Annotated in this window: 20 protein-coding genes; 7 read left to right on the top strand and 13 right to left on the bottom strand. The window is 32.6% G+C overall.

Translation table 11 applies throughout. The features are described 5' to 3' along the window. Positions 1-12: 12 nt before the first annotated feature. The 4 genes from dnaI to Q5Y73_RS00525 form a co-directional block, all read right to left on the bottom strand. On the bottom strand, positions 13-969 hold the full coding sequence (gene dnaI / locus Q5Y73_RS00540; RefSeq protein WP_305989899.1) for a primosomal protein DnaI: 957 nt from the start codon (positions 967-969) through the stop codon (positions 13-15). Between the two features lie 33 nt (positions 970-1,002). Next, positions 1,003-2,478, bottom strand: a complete 1,476-nt coding sequence (locus Q5Y73_RS00535; RefSeq protein ID WP_305989898.1) for a DnaD domain protein — start codon at positions 2,476-2,478, stop codon at positions 1,003-1,005. A 156-nt stretch (positions 2,479-2,634) separates the two neighbouring features. After that, positions 2,635-3,495 carry an alpha/beta fold hydrolase gene (locus Q5Y73_RS00530; protein ID WP_305989897.1) on the bottom strand — a complete coding sequence of 287 codons (861 nt, stop codon included), beginning with the start codon at positions 3,493-3,495 and terminating at the stop codon, positions 2,635-2,637. Between the two features lie 324 nt (positions 3,496-3,819). Continuing rightward, positions 3,820-4,125 (bottom strand): YuiB family protein, encoded by a 306-nt coding sequence (locus Q5Y73_RS00525; protein WP_305989896.1) that lies wholly within the window; start codon positions 4,123-4,125, stop codon positions 3,820-3,822. Positions 4,126-4,384: 259 nt separating this feature from the next. On the opposite strand from Q5Y73_RS00525, the gene hemQ reads away from it, so the two are divergent. Next, the gene (gene hemQ / locus Q5Y73_RS00520; RefSeq protein WP_305989895.1) at positions 4,385-5,131 is read left to right on the top strand and encodes a hydrogen peroxide-dependent heme synthase; all 747 of its coding nucleotides are present in this window, start codon (positions 4,385-4,387) and stop codon (positions 5,129-5,131) included. Positions 5,132-5,362: 231 nt separating this feature from the next. Continuing rightward, positions 5,363-6,010 (top strand): peroxiredoxin-like family protein, encoded by a 648-nt coding sequence (locus tag Q5Y73_RS00515; protein ID WP_305989894.1) that lies wholly within the window; start codon positions 5,363-5,365, stop codon positions 6,008-6,010. A gap of 85 nt (positions 6,011-6,095) precedes the next feature. On the opposite strand, the gene Q5Y73_RS00510 is transcribed toward Q5Y73_RS00515, so the two are convergent. After that, positions 6,096-6,335: a hypothetical protein gene (locus Q5Y73_RS00510; protein WP_305989893.1), complete on the bottom strand. Its 240-nt coding sequence runs from the start codon at positions 6,333-6,335 to the stop codon at positions 6,096-6,098. A gap of 36 nt (positions 6,336-6,371) precedes the next feature. Then, positions 6,372-7,562 carry an NAD(P)/FAD-dependent oxidoreductase gene (locus tag Q5Y73_RS00505; protein WP_305989892.1) on the bottom strand — a complete coding sequence of 397 codons (1,191 nt, stop codon included), beginning with the start codon at positions 7,560-7,562 and terminating at the stop codon, positions 6,372-6,374. 373 nt (positions 7,563-7,935) lie between these two features. Between Q5Y73_RS00505 and Q5Y73_RS00500 the strand changes: the two genes are divergently transcribed. Beyond that, complete coding sequence (locus tag Q5Y73_RS00500) at positions 7,936-8,937, top strand: NAD(P)/FAD-dependent oxidoreductase (protein ID WP_371320119.1); 1,002 nt, start codon at positions 7,936-7,938, stop codon at positions 8,935-8,937. 54 nt (positions 8,938-8,991) lie between these two features. Continuing rightward, a complete protein-coding gene (locus Q5Y73_RS00495) occupies positions 8,992-9,240 on the top strand; it encodes a hypothetical protein (protein WP_305989891.1) in 249 nt (82 codons plus the stop codon). On the opposite strand, the gene Q5Y73_RS24750 is transcribed toward Q5Y73_RS00495, so the two are convergent. From Q5Y73_RS24750 to erpA, 4 genes are all read right to left on the bottom strand, one after another. Beyond that, positions 9,237-9,425, bottom strand: coding sequence for a sporulation histidine kinase inhibitor Sda (locus Q5Y73_RS24750; RefSeq protein ID WP_371320118.1), 189 nt, complete (start codon positions 9,423-9,425; stop codon positions 9,237-9,239). The genes Q5Y73_RS00495 and Q5Y73_RS24750 overlap by 4 nt on opposite strands. A gap of 415 nt (positions 9,426-9,840) precedes the next feature. Then, on the bottom strand, positions 9,841-10,014 hold the full coding sequence (locus Q5Y73_RS00485; protein WP_305989890.1) for a hypothetical protein: 174 nt from the start codon (positions 10,012-10,014) through the stop codon (positions 9,841-9,843). A 62-nt stretch (positions 10,015-10,076) separates the two neighbouring features. Beyond that, the gene (locus Q5Y73_RS00480; protein WP_305989889.1) at positions 10,077-10,220 is read right to left on the bottom strand and encodes a hypothetical protein; all 144 of its coding nucleotides are present in this window, start codon (positions 10,218-10,220) and stop codon (positions 10,077-10,079) included. A 259-nt stretch (positions 10,221-10,479) separates the two neighbouring features. Further along, complete coding sequence (gene erpA / locus Q5Y73_RS00475) at positions 10,480-10,833, bottom strand: iron-sulfur cluster insertion protein ErpA (protein WP_305989888.1); 354 nt, start codon at positions 10,831-10,833, stop codon at positions 10,480-10,482. Between the two features lie 427 nt (positions 10,834-11,260). Here erpA and mqnE point away from each other — a divergent pair, with 427 nt between their 5' ends. Next, positions 11,261-12,367, top strand: coding sequence for an aminofutalosine synthase MqnE (gene mqnE / locus Q5Y73_RS00470; RefSeq protein ID WP_371320117.1), 1,107 nt, complete (start codon positions 11,261-11,263; stop codon positions 12,365-12,367). 417 nt (positions 12,368-12,784) lie between these two features. Next, positions 12,785-13,849: an NAD(P)/FAD-dependent oxidoreductase gene (locus Q5Y73_RS00465; RefSeq protein ID WP_305989886.1), complete on the top strand. Its 1,065-nt coding sequence runs from the start codon at positions 12,785-12,787 to the stop codon at positions 13,847-13,849. A gap of 13 nt (positions 13,850-13,862) precedes the next feature. Here Q5Y73_RS00465 and Q5Y73_RS00460 read toward each other — a convergent pair whose 3' ends face one another. Beyond that, a complete protein-coding gene (locus tag Q5Y73_RS00460) occupies positions 13,863-14,114 on the bottom strand; it encodes a YuzB family protein (RefSeq protein ID WP_305989885.1) in 252 nt (83 codons plus the stop codon). Between the two features lie 150 nt (positions 14,115-14,264). Between Q5Y73_RS00460 and Q5Y73_RS00455 the strand changes: the two genes are divergently transcribed. Next, positions 14,265-14,510: a NifU family protein gene (locus tag Q5Y73_RS00455; RefSeq protein ID WP_305989884.1), complete on the top strand. Its 246-nt coding sequence runs from the start codon at positions 14,265-14,267 to the stop codon at positions 14,508-14,510. 237 nt (positions 14,511-14,747) lie between these two features. Here Q5Y73_RS00455 and Q5Y73_RS00450 read toward each other — a convergent pair whose 3' ends face one another. Both Q5Y73_RS00450 and Q5Y73_RS00445 read right to left on the bottom strand, forming a co-directional pair. Further along, positions 14,748-15,512: an SDR family oxidoreductase gene (locus Q5Y73_RS00450; RefSeq protein ID WP_305990833.1), complete on the bottom strand. Its 765-nt coding sequence runs from the start codon at positions 15,510-15,512 to the stop codon at positions 14,748-14,750. Positions 15,513-15,549: 37 nt separating this feature from the next. Next, complete coding sequence (locus Q5Y73_RS00445) at positions 15,550-16,269, bottom strand: Cthe_2314 family HEPN domain-containing protein (RefSeq protein WP_305989883.1); 720 nt, start codon at positions 16,267-16,269, stop codon at positions 15,550-15,552. Positions 16,270-16,274 lie beyond the last annotated feature (5 nt).

The following is a 16,274-nucleotide window of genomic DNA, read 5'->3' as shown; positions in this document are numbered from 1 at the left end:
CATTTTTAAACTCTACAATTCATTAGTTCTTCTTTTATTGGTACCCTTTACTTCTATTACTTGTACAAATGGTTCAATTCGATCCATGATACGCTGAGCTTTAAGCTCATCTTCTCCATCTTTGCTTGTAAAGCTAAAATGTTTTTCTAATCCGTTCATATCATAATTAGAAGTATAAAAAGTTGGTTTTCGATTCATCCTATAATTCAGGATTGCCCCTAATACATGATCTCTAGCCCATGAATTTATATTCTCCGCACCTAAATCATCAAATACTAATAAATCCGTTGTTTTCAACATTTCTATTGTATTTTTTAATCTAACACTATCCTTCATCATTTCTTTTAAATCTTCTATAAAATCAGGAACGTATACTATCACACCCGTGTGTCCGCTTTTTGCCAATTCATTCAACATGTAACACATTAAGAAGGTTTTCCCTGTACCGAAAGTTCCTGATAAATATAAACCCTTTTTTTGCAAACCCTCTCTCTTTGTTTGTTCCATATAATCTGTTAATGCTATGATGGCTGGTAATCGCTGTGCATCTTTTTGCATAATGTCATTTAAAGAATATCCTTCATTTAAAGCCCGTTCATCAATATAAAAACTGCGTATTTTTTTACGAATATTCTCTTGAGCTTCATAAGCCTTTAGTTTTTTGCATGCTATTTTTTGATCCGTGATTTGGGAATATTCATTATATGATTGTACAGTAAGCTTCGTATAATGGCCTTTAAAATCATTCGGACAGTTTTCTAAACCAGGACAGTTTGAACATTGTTTGTATTCTTTTACGAATTCATATAAACGATTCATATGAATTTTTAGATCTTCTTCTGAAAGTTCTGGATGTTTTTCTTTGAATTTTAAAATTAACGGATCATTTAATAAAGTTTGCATTTTATCTTTAGCTTCTTGTGCTCTAGACTTTGGAATCACATTTACAATCTCAGATAATGACTGCATAAATTATTTCCTCCCTTCTAATTATGAATTCCGTTATTTTCCATCCCATTCTGCAGCTAGCTTTTTAAGCTTTTCTAATTCCTCTGTCGATACTGCATCTTGCTGATCTGAATATGTCATGATAGGTATTTTAGGTTTCTGATTTTGATAATTCCTTGAGGAATATGTTCTGTTTTTGTAGTTTTTGTTTGTTTTATTTGCTTCTAATTTTTCCTTTACTTCTGTTTTATTACGAATATATTTAACAGCCTGTTCGAAACTTTTCACTTGTTTACCTAACATATCTGCTGCAATTGAATCTATAAAGTTTTTATTCCAATCTAAATGATGAGAAAGAAGATAATGGATTAATACATTAATAACCTCTTCATTGAGCTTATAGTTCATATCTATTTTATCAAAAATATCTAGTATCCGATCTGGAATAGAACCTGGAAAAACACTTTTAAGTACATGTGTATACGGAGCATTGCATAACATCATATTATATTGTTGAATATCACATTGGCCATTAAATCGTTCTGGCACATCTAGAAAATAAGCTGTATCTACTATTTTTTCTTCATAAGGAGCACGTTCATTTTCTGTGCTCTTACTTAAAAAACGTTCACGGTTATCTTCACGTTTTTTATCCTGTCTGTAGTTTGAATTCGCTTTTTTTTGCAATTCATCGATCACTAAACTGCCATCGGAAGAAAAGACACCATCTTCATTTAACAAGCTGCTAATTTCCTCCAATGTCAAATGGAACTTTTTAATCACATAATTAATAGCTTTTAATTGTTCGGGTTCATATTTTAAATTTTCAATATATGGACGATTAACTGAGTTAGATCGTGGAGTCCTGCTTATTAAATCTGCGTAAGAAATTTCATCATTTGAATCCACATCATCATGTATAACCTGTAAAGATACTCCAACTTCTAGCTCAGCTTGCTCTAATTCATCATCTACCACTTGTGTATTCAACTGAAACAATTCATAAAAAGGAACAGATATATTTTCTGAATATATTTCTTCAGTAGAGATTTCTGCAGGCAGCTTTTCCTTAAATGAATCTCTTAAGGAAATTACCGTATGTTTACCAATCTTATCTCTCAGTAATAATGTCAAATGCTGATTTTTGAAAAATTCCTTAGGAGATAATGCTGGAAGACATTTATATTCATATACATAATCATCGCTATCTAAAATATACTTTCGATAAGATTGGAGCAAACCAATAGCTTCTAATTTTGAAAACTGATCTATTAAAAATTTTCTTCCTCTTTCACTAGGCTCAATTCCTAAAAATAAAAATAGCTTTCTTTGCTGCTCTACATCAGAGTATCCTAATCGATCTGGAGGAACTTGTTGATATAGAAATTGATACAGACTTATTGCACTTAATCCAATCATAGGCTGATATATATTATTCAACATATAAGTATCCATTAAACTCATAGAAAAATCACGGTAAATATAAAATCTGTGATTTTCAGTAAAATGTAATATATTTAATATTTTCATATATTTAAAACACACCATCTAATAGAGATTTATAATCTCTTTAAACTAATCAGCAGAGATTATAGTATCCTTTATTTTAACATAAATCCACATGTAAGAGTGAAGTGAAACTTTGGATAATTCTATACTTAAGAATAACTTTAGGAATATAAATTTTTAATGAAGGTAATCGAATTCCTTCTCAGTATTTTTTAACGTGTTGCAAAAATCAAAATCCGCAAAATCTTCGTTTTGAGTGCATAATAATCTCTGGTGTTCAATAATCCAATTCGAAATTAAATCATTCATATGAAGAGCCGCCTTTGTAGGGATTTGATGTGTTTTTCCAGCAAGAAAATGCAATTCATTATGTGGCAAGCCTTGATGAAGTATTTTAGCATATTTATGAAACCCTTTGTCTTGATCTCCATAAATTAACAGCTGAGGGGATTGAATATATTGAAGTTTTTCAGAAACATTATAGGAAAGACTATATTGATAATATTGTTTCATGTTTTGTACGTTTCCTCTTTTTGACTGCCTAAATAACTGTTTAAATGTTTGTTTAATATCAGCATTTCCACGAGTAATCGCATAGGCAAGCAAATTTTTAGCTCGAATTGTAGTTAAACCCACTGCCATCATTATTCTACTCTTTAACTTTATATCACTTACTTCAGACATTGCACTAATTAATATCCCACCATAAAAATGTTCTGGATATGATAACATCGCTTCCAAAGCAACAGAACCACCTGTCGAATATCCACTGATATAACAGCGTTTTATTTTTAAAAAATGTAATAATTGAACAATATCCTCAACGATTAATGAATAACTTAAAGGCTCCTTTGAGGTTTCACTTAAACCGTGACCTCTAACATCAAATGTAATGACTTCAAATTGCTCAGATAACTGCTCTAATTGATATAGGAAATTGGAACAAGTAAGCAATGGAGGATGAATGAAAATTATAGGAATTCCAGTCCCTTTTACTTGATAATACATTTTAATTCCATTCACATTTTTGAAAGGCATTTCTTTCTTCCTCCATCTTCATTGATTTCTTATTGATTATCTTTACCTTTACTGTCGTTTTTACTTAACCAATAAATGCCTATAATAACTTAGCTCATATCGGAACCATTGGGAAATGACTTCGAATCTTTCATTGTTATAAAGAGAATCTTGCTTTCAGTGGGAGATTTTATATCACACGCTGAAAGTTAGATGACTTTATCAGGTGGAATTATGATGTTATCTCCTTCTTGAAGAAGGGGGAGTCTTACAGCATGAGAACGTGATAAAAAAACAGCTCCTATATAAACAGGAACTGTTTTTCAAAATATTAGATTACATTTGTTAAAACATCTTATAACCTTGACTTCTTAATTTCTTTATGGCTAATCCACCTAAAATTGCCCCTATTAAACCACCAATAATTGTGATGTAATCTGTAATTTGATAATATGCAAGATTCGTTAACAAAGACTCTCCTTTTTTCCAAAACCGATATACTATGTATGGAAGAACAGCAAATATATACACGTAAACTGGAAACCAAGTTGTTTTTAACAACATGTTTAAAATAAACCCGATACCAAAAAACAAAACAAAATTTAAAGCAAACAATATAGGCAATTGAATAATATCAACGTCGGCGTTCATTTTGTTAACCCCTTATTTCAATGTATTAAGAACATCTAGTATTTTACAAGATTTTTTTAGTCAAAGTCAATATGATCATTGTTTTTCCCTTATTATTTTTAAATTTGTAAACAATTTATGAACTATCTTAGCTTCATGCATCATCCTGTACATTTTAAAGGTTAAAAATTTGCTACTGATGTTTGTTTCGTTTAAAATAATGGGGAAATCTGAGAAATACAATTCTACATATATAGTTTAAATTAGAGGAGTGAATGGAATGAGTGAAGCAGCATCAACCCTAGAAGGATGGTATGCGTTGCATGATTTTAGAGCAATAGACTGGAATGCGTGGAAAAGCCTATCACCAGAAGAAAGAAAACAAGCTGAGGATGAGTACCTTTCATTTATACATGACTGGACGATTACAGAGGAAAAGAAACAAGGCAGTACTGCGCTTTACAGTATCGTAGGTCAAAAAGCAGATTTTGTTGTGATGCACTTGCGTGAAACGCTTGAAGAACTTAATGAATTAGAAAATGCATTTAATAAAACAACATTCGCACAGTTTACAATTCCAACTTATTCTTATGTTTCTGTAGTGGAATTAAGCAACTATATGGCTCAGGGTGATGGAGACCCTATGCAAAATCCTGAAATCGTAGCAAGATTGAAGCCAACTTTACCAAAGGCGAACCACTTATGTTTCTACCCAATGAACAAACGTCGTGAAGGCAATGATAACTGGTATATGTTAAGTATGGAAGAACGTCGTGGAATGATGAGAAGTCACGGAATGATTGGCCGAAAATATGCAGGGAAGGTAAAACAAATCATTACAGGCTCTGTCGGATTTGATGACTGGGAATGGGGAGTTACCTTGTTTGCAGATGATGCACTGCAATTTAAAAAACTTGTGTATGAAATGAGATTTGATGAAGTTAGTGCTCGATTTGGTGAGTTTGGTGAATTTTTTATAGGTAATTTAGTGGATAAAGACAAATTATTGAAGATGTTAGAAGTTTAAAATATGCATAAAACGGGCTGAAATGCTCGTTTTTTTTATTTTAAACTACAAATTGCCACATAGATGATTTGAATACAAATAGATTAATTTCAAACAATATGAGTTAGGGTTTATTTTATATTTAGAAATAAACTTCTTATGTAATTTATCTAACATTTTTTTATTTATCACTATGATACTATTGATTTGCAAGTTTCAAAAAGTTATTCATTTTCTAAAGGAGTGTTAAATATGACCTTAGCTCAAGATATAAAGCAATTTCAAGAAGAAAACTTAAAAAATATGCCACCTGAGGTATTACAGAAGATCGCCCAATCTATAAACGAATTAGATGAATCAGATCATCCAAAAGGATTAAAAGTTGGAGAAATAGTACCAGACTTTACCCTGAAGAATGCGGTAGGACAAGAAGTTCATTTGTATGAAGAATTAAGTAAAGGACCTGTTATACTGAAATTTTATCGTGGTGAGTGGTGTCCCTATTGTAATTTAGAACTAAGATCTTATCAGCAAAAAATGGATGAAATTAATGACCAAGACGCTCAATTGTTTGCTATTAGTCCCGAAGAACCAGACTACTCATTAACCTTAAAGGAAAAACATGACTTAACATTTCAAGTCTTAAGTGATATTGGAAACAAAACATCTGGGGATTACCAACTGACTTTTCAATTTCCTGATTATATAAAAGAAATATACAGAAATGTATTTCAAAATGATTTAGGAAAAAGAAATAATGATGAAACTTGGACGATGCCAATACCTGCAACTTATGTCATTGATACAAACAAAAAAATTGTTGCTGGATTCGCAAGTGCAGATTATACAAAACGAATGGAACCAGCAGAAGCAATAGAGGCTTTAAAAAAACTTAAGTAATTCGCTTTCTAAAGCAATATAAAATGAAGGTAGCTATTTTCATTAAAAAACACCGTCTGTGATTTTTCAGACGGTGTTTTTAATCTTAACTATGCTCTTCTTTTTGTTTTAAATATTCTTCAGTTTCACGATCTCTTTGTCGGCTTTTTTCCTTCAAACGTTCAATTGCTGGTTGCACGAGATAATCAATTTCTTTTTGAACCGTATAAGCCAGATCATGCCTGCTTTGATCTTCTAAATAATGCCCTACGTCCATCAAAGCATTGTAACGATCCAATTCATCTCTTGTTAATAATCCTCTAACTTGTACACTGCAATGTTTCACTTACGTACAACCTCCTCTATTAAAGCCGATTCAAACCTATAAGCGTGTTTTCTTTAATACAAGTGGGATACCCCCGATAATATATAAATAACGGATATCAATGATTTTTTTCATAATAGCAGCCGTATAACCTTTTATTTTTTTCTCTCCGACTACGCCAATAGCTTCACCTTTACCTAAAGATGCAACCGTTCCTTTAATTTGCGGTTTAAATGCTTTTAATTTATCTCCTCTTATGCTGGCTGCCAAATTATATGCACACGTTGCACCTTGCTGCATCGCAATTTGAGCAGTTGGTGGATATGGTTTTCCATCTTCTTTAAACATTACTGAACAGTCCCCAATAATAAATACATCATCAAACCCTGGAGCTCTTAAGTATTCATCAACCTTTACACGACCTCTTACCGCTTCAAACCCAGCATTCTCAACTAAGCTATTTCCACGTATTCCACCTGTCCAAACAACAGTTTGAGATTTAATCTCTTCCCCTGTAGCTAAAATAACACCATCAGGTGTACATTCTTTAATTGGTGTTGAAATCATAAACTCTACACCTTTTTCAGTTAAAACATCCATTGCATACTTCACTAAATCAGGGTCAAATCCAGGCAATGCAGTAGGTGCTGCCTCAACATTAATAATTCTAACCAAACTAGGGTCTACATTAAATTCATTACATAGTTTTGGAAGTCGATCTGCTAGTTCACCTACAAACTCAATCCCTGTAAAACCTGAACCACCGACTACAAAAGTTAAATAATCTTTGCGGCTTTCATCATTTTTATATTTTGCAAACATGTATTCGATATGTTCACGAATATAATTTACGCTATTTATACTGCGAATGCTAAGCGCATATTCTTTAAGACCCGGGATCCCAAATGTTTCTGGTTCTCCACCCAATCCAATAACTAAGTAATCATAAGAGACTGCGCCATCCTCTAAAATGACTTTCTTTTCTTCTGAATTAATTTCAACAACTGTAGATTTAATAAAATCAACTTTAAATTCATCGATTAATTTAGAAATATCCACTCTTGCATTTTTAGGATCATCCGTTCCTGCAGCAGGCATGTGCAAATGTGTTGTTATATAATGATAATCATGTTTATTAATTAATGTTACATCCGCTTCGTTATAATTTAGTTCTTTCTGTAAACGAATAGATGTTACAATCCCCCCATATCCTGCACCAACGATGACTATTCTAGGTATTTGACTCATAAATATACTCCCATCCATTCTTTTTATTTTTCCGTATTTATAAATGAGTTGTGAAAAAATGCACAAACAATCCCATGATAAATTAATTTTATTTTACCCACCCAGATAAAATTTTATGTGAATTATACCTCATTTACTTATCCAATCGTAATAATATAACGATCAATCAAAAATAGCAAGAGAAATTTGTCTAATTTCGTAACATAAATCACAAACTATACTATCCACTTATAATCAATAACGATATGTTATGATAATCATATAAATTTTGTATAGATTAATACTCAAACTGTTTTTCAAAAAGGTTTTCTTTTAATAATGGTAAGTTTATAATGAAATACGGAAGGTTCAAATTCTCGGAGGTGCAATTTTCGTGTCAAATATACAACATAATAATGAAATCGTAGACATTGCCGTAATCGGTGGTGGACCTGCAGGAATGTTCGCCGCTTTTTATGGAGGTATGAGACATGCTTCTGTAAAAATCATTGAAAGTATGCCTCAATTAGGGGGGCAGTTATCAGCATTATATCCAGAAAAATTTATTTATGATGTTGCTGGTTTCCCTAAAGTAAGAGCTCAAGAATTAATTGACAACTTAAAGGAACAAATGAAACACTTCCCTACGGAAGTTTGTTTAGAAGAAAAGGTGCTGCAGGTTGAGAAAAAAGAAGAGCGTTTGTTTGAAATCACAACTGATCAAGCAGTACATATGGCAAAAGCCATCATTATTACTGGTGGAATTGGGGCTTTTGAGCCAAGAAGATTAGATCTGCCAGAAGCATCACAATTTGAAAAAAAGAATCTACGTTATTTTATTCAAGATCTAAATGAATTTAAAGATGAGAAAGTATTGATTTGCGGTGGCGGTGACTCTGCTGTAGATTGGGCATTAATGCTAGAGCCGATTGCTAAAGAAGTGACAATTATTCATCGCAGAAATAAATTTAGAGCACATGAACATAGTGTAGACAACTTAATGAATTCTTCAGTAAATGTCCTTACACCTAAAGAAATTAGCAAACTCCATGGAACAGATAAAATTGAAAAAGTAACAATTAGAGATGTTAAATCAGATGAAGCGTTTGATTTAGACGTAGATACAGTTATCGTTAATTATGGGTTCGTTTCTTCCCTAGGTCCTATTGCTGAATGGGGCTTAAATATTGAAAAAGGATCTATCGTAGTTGACTCAAGAATGGAAACAAATATTCCAGGAATCTTTGCTGCAGGAGATATCACAACATATCCAGGAAAACTAAAACTGATCGCAGTAGGGTTTGGAGAAGCTCCAACAGCCATCAATAATGCAAAAGTATATATTGATCCTGATGCTAAATTGTCTCCAGGACATAGCAGTAATATGAAATTTTAAAATATAGGGTATCCTACTTCTTGAAGAATTAATTCTAAAAGGAAGGGATACCCTATGTCTTTTTGTTCAGTTTGCAATGGTTTATCAAATTTAAATGCAATTTGCTCTAAATGTAATCAAGAAGCCAAAGATTATGGTCGAATTGGAGACTTTATGGGACCATATTCCGCTTATTTGAATATTGACGAATTAAAAACTGCAAATGGCTATCCAGATTTGAAAAATCATCAATGTGTGCATCTTGCTTATTGTGAATTATGTGATTCTGAATTTCATAAAATCGTTAGTGAGACAGTATATTAGTAATTCAGGCGTATAGAATATAGTACACTGCTCTCATTAATTTCTTTTTGGTTGCTTCCATCCTTAACTGTTAAACCTCTTCTGGTGCATTCTTCCAACAATAGTTGAATAAAATCTTGATCTAATTTTAACTTTAAAGCTAACGCATAGGTCTTTAACAACTTTTCATCAGTTAACAACTTCATTGAAATCACCTGTAAAATAAATTTTTTATGTTCAACATTCTGTAAGACGCCCATTTCTTCAAAATATACAGCATGTAGAAACTAACAAAATGGTTTACAACTGAGAGTAAGATTCTCTTTATGATAATAATAACAAATAACACATACAAGAACAAGTGTTCTTGTTATTGGGGAGGGTGATGAAATGTTTCAATGGTTTAAAAATTTTTTCAAACCCAAAAGATGTGCAATTTGTGGAAAACAGGCCGTGGATGCAAGAAAATACTTTAACGACCATAATGAACCTGTCGTCGTCTGCAGACATTGTACTGAATATGCTGAAAGACGTGCTTTCCGCAAAAGAAGCTGATGAATCTATATTGCTTCATCAGCTTCTACAGTGGTTTCCCTCTTCTTTTTTTGAGCATTTGTGTAATTACTTCTCTTTATTCTTCTTTAAATTCATTTCTTCCAAGCTTATATTAAATTCATGCCATAGGTATGTTTGATCGTACAATGCAGTATCTTTTTTCACTCCTAACATAAGCAGATAGGCACCGTAGCAACAAAAAGATAAAAACAAAGTAATAATAATCAAAAAAGGCCACATTATATTACTCCCCCTTTATTAAGTGAGTAATATATGTATATGAAGCAAAGAGAAATCTTTTTCTAATGATTTATATTTTTATGATCATTCCAAAGATATTTGTGATCATATTCTGTTGTATCCTTGATTACTCCTAACATCAATAAATATGCTGAAACTGCACAAAAACCTAAAAATAAAATAATAATGACTAAAAATGCGATCATGAACCCCATCTCCTTTTTAATTTAATTAAAATAATTTAAATCTTGTCGCCTAAATGACAACGCTTACAAAAAACCTCCTTTATGGATAATTTAGAAATTCATCCCACCAAAAACTACTTTAGTTAAACATCTCTTCTAATTTCTAGTCTCAAAAAAGTAATAAAAAACCTTCACATTAGTATTGTGTGTAGTCCTTACTAACGAAAAGGTTTTTTAAAGTATCATATTAAATTAGAATGTTACTGCATTTCCTTTAGTATTAACACTCGCTTGGTTGTCCTGCATCTGCTTCTGTTCTGAATGAACTTCCACATCCACATGTTGCTGAAGCATTTGGATTATCAATTGTAAATCCTCCACCCATAGCGGACTCTTTATAATCGACATTTAATCCATTCAAATATTTGATGCTATCTTCATCAACAACAACCTTTAGCCCGTCAATATCTAAAACTTTATCATCATCTGCCTTCTCATTGTCAAAACCCATTCCATATGAGAAACCACTGCAACCTCCTGATTTAACTCCAATACGTAAAAATAAGTCAGGTGATTCTTCAGCAGATAACATTTCATTTATTTTTTCAAATGCTGTACTAGAAATATTAATCATAACTTTTCCTCCTTTAAGATTTATCACGTTCTCATCCTGTAAGACTCCCTCTTCTTCTAGGGGGAGATAACAGCTAACAATTTGGTTTACATCCCTTCTAAAACTACCACGTCCATGTGGTAATAGCAGGATCAGTGCATCGGCACTAGTCTGAAAGCAAGATTCTCTTTATTGGAACAGCTTATATATGATCTCTTTATTGCAGATTTAATGCATCTGATAAGTATATTATACTAAGAAACATATTTGGTAACAACATTAGGATATATTTTTCGTATTGCCCGTAATGGACACTAAGTTTATAATGAATAGGGTGTTATTTAGAATAAAGCTAGAGAATGGTTGTTTAAGCAACATTCTTTGCATTTTTAACCTTTTAATTTTGAACTTATATATATTTATTATGAAAACAGGAAGGAGAACTAATTTGATGAACTTAATTGCAGACCATCCAGACACACGCATGAAATCCATTATTGAAAAAGTTCAACATGGTGAGCGAATCAGTTTGAAAGATGGACTTTATTTATATCAGTCTGATGATATTTTAACGATTGGTCAATTAGCGAATCATGTGAATTTAAAAAAGAACGGAAAAAAAGTATATTTTATTGAAAATATGACTCTTTATTTTACAAATGTATGTGAAGCTACTTGTGCGTTCTGTGGTTACAAAAGAAATCCTGGAGAAGAAGGTGCATTTACTTATAGTCCAGATGAAGTAATAGAGTTTGCTGAAAAACATTACCATCCAGGGGTTAGAGAATTCCATATCACTGGAGGCCATAATCACACAGTTCCATTTCAGTATTATTTAGATTCTATTAAAGGATTGAAAAACCACTTCCCAAATGTAACGATGAAAGCTTACACTGCTGCTGAAGTTGAATTTTTCTCAAGAATCAGTGGGTTAAGTATAAAAGAAGTACTGATTGCTTTAAAAGAAGCAGGTGTAGAAACACTTACAGGCGGTGGTGCAGAAATTTTATCTGAAAGATATCGTAAGAAAATGAGCGTCAACAAAGCAACAACAGAGCAATGGTTAGATGTTCATCGTGCTGCCCATCAAGTAGGAATGAAAACACATGCAACCATGCTGTATGGATCTATTGAAACTTTAGAAGAACGTTTACAGCATATGGTTTATTTAAGAGAACTGCAGGATCAAACAAATGGTTTTATGGTATTTATTCCTTTGGCAGTTCAACCTAAGAATGTGAATGCAAGTATCAAAAGACGTACATCTGCATTTGAGGATATTAAAACGATGGCAATCAGCCGTTTAATGTTAGATAATTTTCCACATATTAAAGCATACTTTATTAATATAGGGACTCAATTAACTCAAATGTCATTAACTTTTGGTGCATCTGATGTTCATGGCACTTTAATTAAAGAACGAATCAGCCATGCTGCTGGAGCTTTATCTCAGGAAGGTTTGACTCGAGAAGAGTTAATCTGGTTAATCAAAGGTGCTGATCGTATCCCTGTAGAAAGAGATACTTTTTATAACGAGATTAAAGTTTACGAATAGGGAAAAGCTAAGACCACCCCAGAAAACATTCACAAATAGTGATGCAAAACGAAGGAGCTATATTCAATTACTTTTGCGGAGCCCGAAGTGATTTCCCAAATGTGTGTGATCTAGCTTTGTAGTTTTTTACTGGAAAAGTCTTCGGAGTCCCTTTAATTTACAGAGTGATGGAATGAGACAAATAGAGGAATTTGAGGGTCTTATTCTTCAATTTAGATCAATAAATGAAAAAATAGAGGAACTTAAAGGTCTTATTTATATCATCTTTATAATTTTAGCTCAATTCCTTAAAATAAGGCTAACATTTTCCTCTATTTTTAACGAAATACCAAGTTTTATTAAAAATAAGGCCAAAATATCCTCTATTTTATATAAAATAGAAAAATGAAGAAAGATTTGGATGAAAGGAAAAATGCAATGAAGAATATTGTAATATTAGGTGGTGGGTATGGAGGTTTATCAACTGTTATTGAATTATTAAATGATCAATTTCCAGATGATGCTCATATCACATTAGTAGATCGAATGCCTTATCAAGGTTTAAAAACTGAATATTATGCTTTAGCATCGGGTACCATCTCCGACATGGACATTCGGGTTCAATTCCCAATTGATTCTAGATTAACACTTAAATACGGAGAAATTATCGAAGTAAACACAGAGGATCAGCTTGTTTACTTGCAAAATGATGATCCAATTTCTTATGATCAATTAGTTATTGCCCTAGGATGTACTGATCGTTACCATGGTATTCCAGGTGCTGATATATATACAAACAGTATTCAATCCTTATCGGAAACTCGAAAAACGTATCAAGAAGTGAATGACATCAAACCATATGGTCATGTCACAATTGTAGGAGGCGGATTAAGCGGGGTTGAAATCGCAGCTGAACTAAGAGAAAGCCGAGCTGATCTTAATGTTCGGATTATAGATCGAGGCGATAGCATACTTTCACCTTTCCCTAAAAAATTGCAATCATACGTAAGAGCATGGTTTGAAGAGCATGAAATTGAAATGCGTGGAAATATCTGTGTTACAGAAGTAGAACCGACAATTATACATAACCAAGATGAAAAAATAAATACAGATATTACAGTATGGACTGCTGGAATACAACCTGTAAAATTAGTTCAAAACCTAAAATTTGAAAAGGATAAACAAGGTAGAGTAATACTAAATGAATATCATCAAGTCCCTACAAATCCAAACATATATGTTGTTGGTGATTGTGCCAGTCTACCTTTTTCACCAAGTGCTCAAGCTGCAGAAGCGCAAGGCAAGCAAGTTGCTGAAGTTATTCAAGCCATTTGGAAAGATGAAACTCCCAAACTTGGTAAAATCAAGTTAAAAGGAGTTTTAGGTTCTTTAGGTAAAAAAGAAGGATTTGGGGTTATGGGCAAAAAAACAGTCATGATTGGCAGAGTGCCTAGAGTATTAAAAAGCGGAGTTCTCTGGATGTCTAAACATCATTTTGGATAAAGAGAAAAATGAATTAAATATCTAGATCATACATTTTTAAATATTCTTCTATCGCTGTTTCAATTTTTTCTTTTAATTGGTCTGGAGTCTCAGCAGTAATTAAATCCCCGTTTACGAGAGCATACGGTTCCATGGAGCATACTCCACAATTTCCCAAACAACCGTATTCAATCACATCGTATTCGGGATTTTTTTCTAACTCCTTCATAATTTTATCAGTGCCAAAATGCATATTATTGGTACAAAACTCAATAATGGGTCTCATTGATATCACCTACTATACGTTAAAAAATTTTAAGAAGCTTACACTTATTTTGATTTTATCTAAATCTTGCTCAGATTAGTAAAGTTAAAAGGAACCATTTGCAATAGTTACTTATTGTAATATAATAATAGAAGGAAGGAGATGAATCAAATGAATGTAGAAGAAAAACAAAAGCAGTACGATGAGGTACTTGAAGTTTTAGATAAACTCCGCCCATTTCTTCAACGTGATGGAGGAGATTGTGAGTTAGTAGATGTTGAGGATGGTATAGTTAAGCTTAAATTAGTTGGTGCTTGTGGCAGCTGCCCAAGTTCAACAATTACACTTAAAGCAGGGATTGAAAGAGCACTTACTGAAGAAGTTGAAGGTATTACTGAAGTAGAGCAAGTATTCTAAGAAACACCCCAAAAAGTGAAGTATAGCTTCGAAGTTTACTCCGAATACTTTTCGGGGACCCCATAGCTAGAAAGAATCACAAAGTGAAGTGAATCTAAGTAGCTTATACTTATTACTTTTGCGGGCCCCTGAACAAAGCTCAACCTAAAAGTGCTCTATGTGCTATTTTCATAATCAATTAAAAAGAGTCGCCATTTAACGGACGGCTCTTTATTTTTCAATAAAATGGTTTATGAATCATCTAAAAGGTCGAATCGGATCCAACCCACCTGAAATATCCATGATATTTCCTGTAATAAAATCAGATTGCGGCTGACACAAAAACGTGATTACTCTCGAAACGTCTTCTCCAGTCCCTGATCTTCCTCTTGGCGATTTCTCATCATATACAGTCTCAACATCTTTAATTTCCTTTTCTTTGTTTTGTCCACGAATATCACCTGGGCAAATCATATTCACTGTAATTCCATACTCTGCTTCTTCTACAGACAATGTTTTGGTGAAAGACACCAATCCTACTTTAGCTGCTGCATAAACTGCTCTATGAGGCCACCCTCTTGACTCTGCGGCAAGTCCAAAACCGAAGTGAATAATTCTCCCCCATTTTTTCTTTCTCATATTAGGAAGCACTAAATGGTCCAACTGCATTACACTTAAAAAATTGCCATGAACTAAATAATTCATTTCTTCAAGGGAGTAATCATAAAACAGCTTTCTTTCATGAATATATGGACCGGCATTATTTACTAATATATCAACACCGCTAAATTGTTCTTCTATTTGGAGTATCATGTTTTGCAGCTGCTCAAATTTAGATACATCAGCCTGTATTGCTGTTGATTTCACTCCCATATCTTTAATCACTTTTACTAGATCATCTGCTTCTGTTTTACTATGTACAAAATTAACAACAACATTGCATCCTAACTCTGCAAGGGCCAATGCCGTTTTTTTCCCCAACCCTTTAGCACTGCCAGTAACTAGAGCAACTTTATTCTCCAACATAAAATCCACACAACCCCCTCTCACTTTTCAATCATTATCTTTTGGTCTTCATTTTTTTTTGCATCATAAAAGTCGAATATTTAAAGACTTCAAGTAAAGATTTACACACCATTTTATAACCTTGTTGTAAAATATAAATATTATTTTTCACATTTTCTATGGTTACTTTTTCTGTGGAAACGTCATCTGTTTTTACTAAATCATCCAACATTTCTACATTTATATAATGAATCTCTAAATTCCTTCTTTTTTTTAAAATTTTCATGGGTTCTTTATAGTCTACTTTGATATTGTACAACAGTTTCTGCAAAGAAGAATGTTTTTTTAAGCTGTACATTTGTCTTAAAGCAGTGTAATAAGAAAACCTTGGTTTTACTTGCTCTGTATTTAATTCCAATAAATCGTTTAAAAAATACCCTAACTTATCTAAAATCGAAAAGATACGAATAAATGCATTTTTATAATAATAAATATGCAAATAATAATGTCTTAATTCCTCCGAATCCATGTCCTCTTCGTATAGTTTGTGAATTTTTTCACTATATTTTTTACTTGAAAACACACTCTGTTCTAATTCATTCAATGAAATAATAAATGCTTCTGCTAAAAGTTTAATTCGAATATATCTATCTGGTAAATCCTCAATTTCATCTAGCTGGATAAGTAAATCACTAAACTTTTCAATAGCTTGATTGATATGAAAAAAGTCCCCTTCTTTCTTGTGATCAGGTAATTTAAATGAATGATCATACATATTAA

This window comes from Chengkuizengella axinellae (genome assembly GCF_030730905.1).
GTDB classification, from domain to species: Bacteria; Bacillota; Bacilli; order Paenibacillales; family KCTC-33759; genus Chengkuizengella; species Chengkuizengella axinellae.
This window is presented reverse-complemented; position numbering and strand designations above follow the sequence as displayed.